This window comes from Variovorax sp. P5_A3 (assembly GCF_056400665.1).
Genome location: NZ_JBFUKW010000081.1, coordinates 1 through 441, shown reverse-complemented (window position 1 = coordinate 441; position 441 = coordinate 1). Strand labels below are relative to the sequence as shown.

Sequence of the window (441 nt, the reverse complement as noted above, 5' to 3'; positions counted from 1 at the left end):
CGGGTATTCGGAGCGCACGTAGACGTAGCCCTGGGTGGCGCCGGTGGCGATGCCGGCGATCGTCATGCCTTCGATCAGCATGAACGGGTCGCCCTCCATCGTCATGCGGTCGGAGAAGGTCCCCGAATCGCCCTCGTCCGCGTTGCAGACGACGTACTTCTGCGCGGCCTCCGTGGCGAGCACGGTCTTCCACTTGATGCCCGCCGGAAAGGCCGCACCGCCGCGACCGCGCAGGCCCGAATCCAGCACCTGCTGCACGACGTCGGCGGGTGCCATGGCGAGTGCCGCACGCAGTCCTGCGAAGCCCTCGTGCGCCTGGTAGTCGGCCAGCGACACCGGGTCGGTGATGCCCATGCGCGCGAAGGTGAGCCGCTCCTGCTTCTTCAGGTAGGGGATCTCCTCCGTCAAGCCATGGCCGAGCGCGTGTGGCCGAGCGCGTGT

General features: G+C 68.5%; 1 pseudogene. It reads right to left on the bottom strand.

The features are described 5' to 3' along the window. Positions 1-441 (bottom strand): annotated as a pseudogene (locus AC1D3B_RS36255) (formate dehydrogenase); the annotation flags it as partial.